Genomic DNA, 9,300 nt, shown 5'->3' with positions numbered 1-9,300 from the left:
TTTAGACAAGATAATTACAGTCACGATTTAAGCTGATTTATATGGGACAGCCCTGGGATTTCCATGAAGCTGGAAGTTAACTTCACAAAATCTGTAAACATAGCCTGTAATTCCTTATTTTGATTTCACTCACAGTGACTATCTACTGTCTCGGCTCAAGCATATTCTTTACATTTAATTGAGGTGTTTTTCCTGTAACTCTTGTAGGCATAGCCTTTCACGTCCAGTGCGCCAGTAGATGTAGTAGCTATAAACAGCTAAAAAGGCAGTTAAACCCGAGATAACCAAGGATGCTTCTTGAGCGTTGCGTACCAGTGGGGGAATCGAATCTACTTCTATAGATACAAGATGCCAAATTCCAAGAACGCTTAGCTGCATTAACAGATAAAGCCAACTGGAGTGTACTTCTCTTCGTTTACGACGCAGTCTTAATAGTGCCAGATCGATATAACCTTGTGCTGTCTCCTCCAAAGGCCCCACAATCCACGGCGATTTACTATCGTAAAACCAACACCCAAGAAAAAAATACTAAATGCAAAAAATAGTCTGGCCGGCGTGTCGGGTAGGTTTTTATTCAGTATCGTCATGACAAGATAGATAGCCACTATTCCCCACAGAAAAAACTCAGAGGCAACGACAAGACGCATACGTCGCTCTTGTCGGTATACCCATTTCAGTAATTCAGAAGGTACCTCCACTCTAACCGGCTATCGCCTCCATAGGCTTTCCAATTCTAACCACTGCTTTTCACTGTTCGTTTCATTCATTTCTCACCACCCGACAGGTAAATGTTCAGCCGTTCTTTTGCTCGGTTAAGCCGCACGGCAATATTACTTTCACTAATACCAAGCACTTCAGAGATCTCCGCATAGCTCAGACCTTCCAGACGCAAGGTCAACGTTTGGCGCAATCCCAGCGGGAGACGTTGTACCGCATTGACAAGACTCTCGGATTTACGCTCAGCTGCTAGACACTCGTCGGGCCCAGGATGGCTGTCCACAACTTCCATCAATTCTTCTTCACCAGCATGTTGCGGCTTTCGTCGGGCTATCTCCGTCACACAGCGATTGTGTGCAATACGGTATACAAATGTTTTGAGGCTGGCATCGCCAAGAAAGGCGGGAAGAGCTCGCCACAACCCCAGCCATATTTCCAGCAGTAGATCTTCTTGCTCCGCAGTGGAACGCACATAACTACGCGCTACGCGAGACACCCCCTGCGTATGCTCAGCTATCGCCTGTTGAAACAATTGATCTCGCAATTCCACCGGTTACTCTCTTTACACTAATGAATACTGTACCGATGACGCGAAAAACCTTACAAAACATTTCCCCGCTAAGTGCGTTACTAGTGCCATCCAATGGCATATATTGTTAGTAGAGCTACTATTGCGGAATCAGCAACGGCTCGGTGGAAGGTAAAAGGCCCCAGAGGGGGCTAGTTACAATCCCGCCAATTCCATCTGCTCTTGGTGGTGCTCTTCAATTTCTTGATTTTTGATGTACTCTCCAATCACCTACTCGTCTAGCCCCACTGTACTCACGCAGTAGCCTCCAGCCCAAAAGTATCTTCCTGTGAAATTTCTCTGTACATGCTTGTACATCCGAAATATCTAGATCGCAAATTTCCCTTTTAGAGACCCAACCGGATTGGAAGCACTGAACTTTGGAGGAATCATTAACATCACATGAATAAGATCCCTCATTGTGTACGTCTCGACCCACTCAATGCCCTATTGACAGCATAACCCTCAAAATATCACTCCAATCTCCCGCCTCAATGCCCCCATTTGATTCTTTGGCACATATACCAGGTGCTACCTACAATCATCTTTAACCTGAGCTGGCCCCCTTAGCTATCGCCAAGTGTGTCGGTCATTGTGGGAATCTAGGGTTTACCTATGTGCTAATTACGTCGGCACTGTGGACAGGGTAAGGTGATCTGCAGTTGTCCATTTCGCCCCTCGAAGCCTTTCGTTTACACAGTTCACATCACTATTAGATGGATGAGTGCCCTAAAGCCATCTGCTGGTCGACCAGGGACATCCATCCAGGGTCCACTGGCTCTATGAGGCCGATAGACACTCGACCTGAGAAAACAGCCTCAACAACGCGTTGATTTCAGCAGTGCACCAAATTTCAACTACTTTTTCTTTAGCGGTCTAGCCACACTAGTTAAGGCAACTTACCCTACCCATTGCTAGCGCACTTGTTTACCAATAGCCGACATTCACAGCCAGCTGGAACATATCCTGACTCTCAGTACACTCAACTGTTTCCAATACGATCACGAGGACATTCATATGCACGCTCTATATAAAGCTGTAGCTAAAGCCAACGGTGGCCGTGAGGGCGAAGCTGAATCTTCAGATGGGAAACTACATGTAAAACTCAGTATGCCAAAGGAATTAGGAGGCGCCGGTGGTAAGGGCACCAACCCAGAACAGCTATTTGCGGCAGGCTATGCTGCATGCTTTATTGGTGCTATCAAGTTTGTTGCGGGCAAGAAAAAGGTAAAGGTGGCGGATGAGACCACTGTGTGTGCCGAAGTTGGAATAGGCACACTTGGCAAGGGTTTCGGTTTGGATATTGATCTTTATATCCATCTTCCGGGGCTAGATCAGACCACAGCAAAGAAACTCGCCAATACCGCCCATGAAGAGGTTTGCCCTTACTCCCATGCAACCCGTGGCAATGTCGATGTGCGTCTGCACGTTTCGACTTGAAACTAGCAATAGATCCAATTAATAACGGTACGAGCAACTTCGGTTCCGGCCGGCTCTCAATTAAGAGAACACCGAGGTACTGCAGAAAGAGCACAGTAGCCCCGCTTGCAGGGCTACTTTGAACAAGTCTAAGTCAATATTTTAGCCACAGCCTCGATTTCAATTAAAGTATCTGGTGTGGCTAAAGAAGCTACCCCTATGCCGGTTATCGCTGGACGGGCGGCACCTAGATATTTGGCAATAATTGGTACAACCTTAGGCATATGATTAGCGAGCTCACCTCTTATATAAATACGTAAATGGAGTAAATATTCTACAGCAGAACTGCTTTCTTCTAGAACTGTGAGTAGATTTTTTGCCACATTTTCTGTTTGTGCCTCAATTGTCTTGTTGATAACTTCATAATCCCTACCCCAGTCCACCTGTCCGGATACAAATATCAGACCGCTGACTGTATCTACTTTAGCCTGGGAAAGGCTGAACGGACTACCGTCATAAAGCGAATCCGGATTAATATTTACAATACTCATATAAAGCCTATAAGCCTACAGATAACTGAAGACTTATAGTATGGGTGATAACCTGGGCGAGCGATCAACCCAGGCTTGTTACGGTTACAAGCTATAGTTTATTGATTTCGGAATCGTTCCGTGAGCTTATCAATTAACCAATTCAATAGTGGATCATGCCGCGCACCGGGATGAAATGCTGCCACAACTTCATACCCCGGCGGATACTTCTCAAGAAAAATTTCAGATAAGCCTTTTTCTGGTAAAAGACGGGAGGGTATAAAGCCAACTGCATCTGTTTTCTTCAGGTATTCCTTGGCCATAAAAAAGGATGGAACGGAAATAACTACATCTCTTTGAAAACCTTGCTTTTCAAACCAATAATCCGCCGACCCTTTCAGGCCACCCACACCTGGTGAAGTAATTATGAATCCATAGCTAACCAGCTCATCAAGCGACAGTACTCCCGCTGAGGAGGGTTTTTTATTTGTCGTTACACACAAATACTTTTCTGTAAATAGTGATACAGCCTCTAAGCCTTCTGGTACGTAGCCTTCGGAAGTAAAGGCAAGATCGATCTCACCCTGATGCATTTTTTGAGTCAGAGTGGCGCTTTCGATGTTTGTTACAACCAATCTCGTCTTGGGCGCATGATTTCTCAGCTCATCAAGCAGTTCGGAAAGAATAATTTTCTGTGTGTAGTCTGTCGCGGATATGACCAAAGTCCTATGCACATTTTTCAGATCAACATCATTCGGCGCCGGAATTTCATTGAGGAGAGTAAGCACTCGGTAGACCTGTGGTTCTATCAACCTTGCATAATTGGTAGGCGCCACTCCATGGCCGGTCCGCACAAACAGATTATCCCCAACAAGTTCTCTAATTTTTTTCAACTGCGAACTTACAGCCTGTTGGGATATCCGTAGGTGTTCTGAGGCCCTGGACAAGCTTCCAAATTCAAACAGCGCTTTTAAGGTTTTTAGATGATTAATTTCCAGGTTTTTTATCATTCCGGCCTCTGGAAGTATTCGACTGGCGTTCGAACCTATAAACAAGTAAAAAAGTTAATACAGTAAACGAATGCGCGTCATTATTTTTCAGTCAATACAGGATTGCGGGCAATAAGCATCGTCCGCAATCCTGTATTAAAAACCAATTAAAAATAATTCAGGCGGTACGATGGGCCGCACTATTTACTATTTGGAAGCAGAGTCGTGCGGCAGTGCGTGCGCCGTGATCCTCTATATCAAAGTAGGGATTGAACTCGGCCATATCCGCGAGACAAACCTTGTTTGAGTCCAAAACCATATCCAAAAGCTCTTCGAGCAGCGCCATTGAAACACCCCGACCAGAGGGGGCGCTAACGGCAGGCATCTCTGCCGCAGGCAAGACATCCAGGCAAACAGTAAGGTAAATAAAGTCCACCTTGTCAGTAAACTCTCGAATCTGGGCCTTCACCTTCTTCAAATTCCAGCTATTAATTTCGCGATCGCGAATAACCTCAGTACCCAATTCATCGGCGCGCTGATATAGCGCCGGTGTATTGGCGTTATCCGCAGCTCCCACACAGAGATAATTGAATTCGCGCCCATTTATCCGGCACTGCTCGGCAATTTGGAAAAATGGGGTTCCCGATGATCCCTTTGGAGACGGTGTACGCAAATCCAGATGCGCATCAAAATTGATAATACCCAGGCTACTATCGCGCTGGTGTTCACGCATCCAACGGGCAATGCCCTGGTAGCTACCAAAAGCTATTTCATGCCCCCCCCCTAACACCAGGGGGAAGTGGCCTGCGCCCAGCAATTCATTAATGCGGGCACCCAGTAGGGATTGGGCAGACTCAAGATCCTCCCGCTCGACCCGGACATTGCCGGCATCGTACAGGGGTGCATCAAACGTAGCCGGCAGATTGGCCATCGCCAAACGTAGGATTCTCGGCCCCTTCGCCGCACCGATGCGTCCTTTATTTCTCCGCACGCCCTCATCGGAAGCGAAACCGAGAATAGTCATACCGGGAGGATCATCCAACTGCAGGGGAGAAATTCGCTGATGCCAGCGCTCTCCGGCCCGACCATCCTCACTGTCGGTGCGACCACTCCACAAATGCATATCAGCAAGCTGTAACATCGCTACCTCCCAGGAAAATCTTTGTCGGCTTCAGCGCTCCCACTTCGTAGGCCAGCTGATCCGGGGTATCCATAGGCCAAAGCACGATATCCGCACGTAGACCTTCGCGCAGTACACCACGGGAACAACAGAGTCCCAGGGCACGTGCTGCGGAGCGAGTAACACCGGCTAGCGCCTCCGCCGGCGTTAAGCCGAATAAATGACACCCCATATTCATCATCAAACGCAGTGAGGCAATGGGACAACTACCTGGATTCAGGTCAGTGGCTAAAGCCATACAGACGCCCGCTTCCCGCAGTTTTTCTATCGGCGGTACCTGTGTCTCGTGCAGGGTATAAAAGGCACCAGGCAGGAGTACTGCCACAGTGCCGCTTTCTGCCATTGCCCGCACATCGGCATCACTGATGTATTCAATATGATCCACCGACAGTGCGCCGACCTTGGCCGCCATTTCGGTAGCACCGGTACGCGCCAACTGTTCAGCATGCACTTTTACCGGGAGATCGAGCTTTTTCGCGGCATCGACAACCCGCTGGCACTGGTCGACAGTAAACCCTATCGTCTCACAAAACATATCCACCGCATCGGCCAGTTGTTCACGCGCCACGGCGGGCAGTATCTGCTCGCAGATCAGGTCGATATATTCTTCCGCACGGCCATCGTACTCCGGTGGCAACGCGTGCGCCGCCAAACAAGTCGTCACAACCTCCACCGGGTTGTGTTGAGCCAAGCGCCTCGCTGTGCGTAGCTGCTTAAGCTCAGTATCCAGGTCCAAGCCATAACCGGACTTAATCTCTACCGTGGTCACACCTTCAGCCATCAGAGCCCGCAGGCGCGGCTCCGCCAACTTGTACAGTGTCTCAGCACTTGCGCTACGGGTAGCGCGTACCGTAGAGATAATACCGCCACCCGCGCGGGCGACTTCTTCATAACTCTCTCCGCCGAGACGACGGGCGAACTCCCCTGCGCGGTGCCCGCCGTAAACAAGGTGAGTGTGGCAATCAATCAGGCCTGGGGTCGCCCACTGCCCCTCTCCATCGACAATATGGTCCGAGGTACATCCGGGCAGATCCCGCCGCGGACCAATCCACACGATTCGTCCCTTGGTTACCGCGATTGCGGCGTCCTCTATAACACCGTAACCACCGGCAATGGACGGATCCATAGTGGCAACATTTAAATTGGTAATCAGCAAATCACAGCGTTCTGACATAAGCTTTTAGCGGCGCGCTTTTCCTTTTAACCATAGATGCTCAGCCCTGTGGCCGAGAGACCAGTTTCAAGCAGGATACAGCTCCCTCCTTCGACTTGACAGCCACTAATGGAGAAACCATAGTAGCTATAACCATTCTTGTATATACAACAATATACAAGTACCAGAGGCACTGTACCTGAGTCTATGAATACTGCAAGCGAACCCCGATACGCGGCCATCAAACGCTATATCCGCCAACAAATTGAAACTGGGGAATGGCCAATGCACTCCCAGGTGCCCTCGGAAAACCAACTGGCGCAGCAATTCGGTGTAAGCCGAATGACCGCGCGGCGAGCACTGACTGAGTTGACCGACGAACGGGTACTAAAGCGATCTCAGGGACTGGGCACATTTGTCGCCGAATCAGTAGCGGCCAGCTCGCTGCTGGAAGTGCGTAATATTGCTGACGAGATCTCGGCCCGTGGACACAGTTACAGCAACCGCATCTTATTGGCGCAGGAATGCATGGCCAGTGCAGACGTGGCCCGAGCGCTAGAAGTACCCGAGCAGGCCAAGGTATTTCACTCCATTATTGTGCACTGCGACAACGGGTTGCCGATCCAGTGGGAAGAGCGATTTACCAACCCGGCTCTGGCCCCAGATTATCTGGAGCAAGATTTCGTCCATACCACCCCCAACGCCTATCTTTCCAAAGTCGCACCGCTTACCCAAGCCGATACTACCGTCGAGGCGATTGCCGCAGAAGCAGCAATCGCCCACGCCCTGGAAATCGCCCCTGGGGATGCCTGCTTACAAGTTTGGCGACGAACCAAGAGCCGCATAGGCACTGTCAGCTTTGCGCGTTTAGTACATCCGGGAAACCGCTACCGCCTCGGCGCACAACTCAGATTCTAGTTATTTATTGATCCCGCGCGTCCTGGGAAAACAAACTGTCAAAAGCAGCGACGTGTGAATTTTTTTACGAGAAAAATTGACGAGGAAGCCATGTCTATCGATAAACGCCACGACCCTAGCCGCAAAATCCGCGCGCCCCGCGGCAGTAAGCTCAATGCCAAAAGCTGGCTCACCGAAGCACCCCTTCGTATGTTGATGAACAACCTGGATGCCGAAGTAGCTGAACGTCCGGAAGATCTAGTGGTTTACGGTGGTATTGGCCGCGCCGCAAGGGACTGGGAATGCTACGACAAAATTGTCGAAGTACTAAAACGCCTGGAGGAGGATGAAACCTTACTGGTGCAATCCGGTAAACCAGTTGGCGTATTTAAAACCCACGCCGATGCACCGCGTGTATTAATTGCCAACTCCAACCTGGTACCGCACTGGGCCAACTGGGAGCACTTTAACGAGCTTGATAAGAAAAGCCTGGCAATGTACGGCCAAATGACCGCCGGCTCTTGGATTTATATCGGATCCCAAGGCATCGTACAGGGTACCTACGAGACCTTTGCTGCCGTCGCACGCAAACATTTTGACGGCGAGGCAAAGGGCAAGTGGGTTCTCACCGGTGGCCTCGGTGGTATGGGCGGTGCGCAACCGCTGGCGGCTACCATGGCTGGCTTCTGCATGATCGCAGTAGAGTGCGATGAAACCCGCATCGATTTCCGCCTGCGCACCGGCTATGTCGACAAGAAGGCCACCAGCCTCGATCAAGCATTACAGATGATTGATGAAGCCAAGCAAAATGGCCAAGCCATTTCCGTAGGCTTACTGGGCAACGCTGCTGATATTTTCCCGGAAATGGTCCAACGCAATATTCTACCGGACTCTGTTACCGACCAGACTTCCGCTCACGATCCTCTAAATGGCTACCTGCCCCAGGGTTGGACCATGGAATACGCTGCGGAAATGCGTAAGAAAGATGAAGCAGCAGTAGTGAAAGCAGCCAAGCAATCTATGGCAATTCAAGTTGAAGCCATGCTGGAACTGCAAAAGCGCGGCGCCGCCACCTTGGATTACGGCAACAACATTCGCCAGATGGCCCTCGACGAAGGTGTGGAAAATGCCTTTGATTTTCCCGGCTTTGTACCCGCTTATATTCGCCCGCTGTTCTGCGAGGGCGTCGGCCCCTTCCGCTGGGCGGCGCTATCCGGCAACCCGGAAGATATTTACAAGACCGACGCCAAAGTTAAAGAGCTGATCCCGGACAACCCGCAGCTGCACAACTGGCTGGATATGGCCCGCGAGCGTATCCACTTCCAGGGACTACCGGCACGTATCTGCTGGGTGGGCCTGAAAGACCGCGCGCACCTGGCACTGGCATTCAATGAGATGGTTGCCAATGGCGAACTTGAAGCGCCGGTAGTCATCGGTCGCGATCACCTCGACAGCGGCTCTGTAGCCAGTCCCAATCGTGAAACTGAAGCCATGATGGATGGCTCCGATGCAGTCTCCGACTGGCCGTTGATGAACGCTCTGTTGAATACCGCCTCTGGTGCCACCTGGGTTTCCCTGCATCACGGCGGCGGCGTCGGTATGGGCTTTTCCCAGCACTCAGGCGTGGTGATTGTCTGTGACGGCACCGAAGCCGCGCGCAAACGTATCGAACGTGTGCTCTGGAACGATCCCGCCACTGGTGTGATGCGCCATGCCGACGCCGGTTACGAAATCGCAAAAGACTGTGCAAAAGAGCAGGGACTTGACCTGCCGATGCTGAAAGACTGACTTTTACCGCAATAAAAATACTGCCGGCAGAATTCATTCTATGGCTCGATAAATTGTTA

At 50.3% G+C, this 9,300-nt stretch carries 8 protein-coding genes; 3 read left to right on the top strand and 5 right to left on the bottom strand.

Going from position 1 to position 9,300, the window contains the following annotated elements; translation table 11 throughout:
• Nucleotides 1-763: 763 nt before the first annotated feature.
• Complete coding sequence (locus tag MO867_RS11865) at nt 764-1,267, bottom strand: RNA polymerase sigma factor (protein ID WP_252467206.1); 504 nt, start codon at nt 1,265-1,267, stop codon at nt 764-766.
• A 1,035-nt stretch (nt 1,268-2,302) separates the two neighbouring features.
• Between MO867_RS11865 and MO867_RS11860 the strand changes: the two genes are divergently transcribed.
• Entirely contained in the window at nt 2,303-2,725 is a 423-nt protein-coding gene (locus MO867_RS11860; protein WP_252467204.1) for an organic hydroperoxide resistance protein, read from the top strand.
• Nucleotides 2,726-2,853: 128 nt separating this feature from the next.
• On the opposite strand, the gene MO867_RS11855 is transcribed toward MO867_RS11860, so the two are convergent.
• The 4 genes from MO867_RS11855 to hutI all read right to left on the bottom strand — a co-directional run bounded on the left by MO867_RS11855 (nt 2,854) and on the right by hutI (nt 6,577).
• Nucleotides 2,854-3,255, bottom strand: coding sequence for a RidA family protein (locus tag MO867_RS11855; RefSeq protein ID WP_252467201.1), 402 nt, complete (start codon nt 3,253-3,255; stop codon nt 2,854-2,856).
• A 98-nt stretch (nt 3,256-3,353) separates the two neighbouring features.
• Nucleotides 3,354-4,244: a LysR family transcriptional regulator gene (locus MO867_RS11850; RefSeq protein ID WP_252467179.1), complete on the bottom strand. Its 891-nt coding sequence runs from the start codon at nt 4,242-4,244 to the stop codon at nt 3,354-3,356.
• Between the two features lie 157 nt (nt 4,245-4,401).
• The gene (gene hutG / locus MO867_RS11845) at nt 4,402-5,364 is read right to left on the bottom strand and encodes a formimidoylglutamase (RefSeq protein ID WP_252467177.1); all 963 of its coding nucleotides are present in this window, start codon (nt 5,362-5,364) and stop codon (nt 4,402-4,404) included.
• Nucleotides 5,348-6,577, bottom strand: a complete 1,230-nt coding sequence (gene hutI / locus MO867_RS11840) for an imidazolonepropionase (RefSeq protein WP_252467155.1) — start codon at nt 6,575-6,577, stop codon at nt 5,348-5,350. Before hutI ends, hutG begins: the two co-directional genes overlap by 17 nt.
• A gap of 186 nt (nt 6,578-6,763) precedes the next feature.
• Here hutI and hutC point away from each other — a divergent pair, with 186 nt between their 5' ends.
• Together hutC and hutU are read left to right on the top strand one after the other, a co-directional pair.
• Nucleotides 6,764-7,474 carry a histidine utilization transcriptional repressor HutC gene (gene hutC, locus MO867_RS11835; RefSeq protein WP_252467153.1) on the top strand — a complete coding sequence of 237 codons (711 nt, stop codon included), beginning with the start codon at nt 6,764-6,766 and terminating at the stop codon, nt 7,472-7,474.
• 54 nt (nt 7,475-7,528) lie between these two features.
• On the top strand, nt 7,529-9,241 hold the full coding sequence (hutU, locus tag MO867_RS11830; protein WP_252467131.1) for a urocanate hydratase: 1,713 nt from the start codon (nt 7,529-7,531) through the stop codon (nt 9,239-9,241).
• Nucleotides 9,242-9,300 lie beyond the last annotated feature (59 nt).

This window comes from Microbulbifer okhotskensis (assembly GCF_023895975.1).
GTDB lineage: Bacteria > Pseudomonadota > Gammaproteobacteria > Pseudomonadales > Cellvibrionaceae > Microbulbifer > Microbulbifer okhotskensis.
Note: the sequence above shows the minus strand (reverse complement) of the source record. Positions and strands in the feature narration are given on the sequence as shown.

Bases quoted from the DNA above. Each gene is read 5' to 3' on its own strand.
- MO867_RS11860 (WP_252467204.1), top strand. From the start codon at position 2,303: ATGCACGCTCTATATAAAGCTGTAGCTAAAGCCAACGGTGGCCGTGAG.
- MO867_RS11855 (WP_252467201.1), bottom strand. From the start codon at position 3,255: ATGAGTATTGTAAATATTAATCCGGATTCGCTTTATGACGGTAGTCCG.
- MO867_RS11850 (WP_252467179.1), bottom strand. From the start codon at position 4,244: ATGATAAAAAACCTGGAAATTAATCATCTAAAAACCTTAAAAGCGCTG.
- hutG (WP_252467177.1), bottom strand. From the start codon at position 5,364: ATGTTACAGCTTGCTGATATGCATTTGTGGAGTGGTCGCACCGACAGT.
- hutI (WP_252467155.1), bottom strand. From the start codon at position 6,577: ATGTCAGAACGCTGTGATTTGCTGATTACCAATTTAAATGTTGCCACT.
- hutC (WP_252467153.1), top strand. From the start codon at position 6,764: ATGAATACTGCAAGCGAACCCCGATACGCGGCCATCAAACGCTATATC.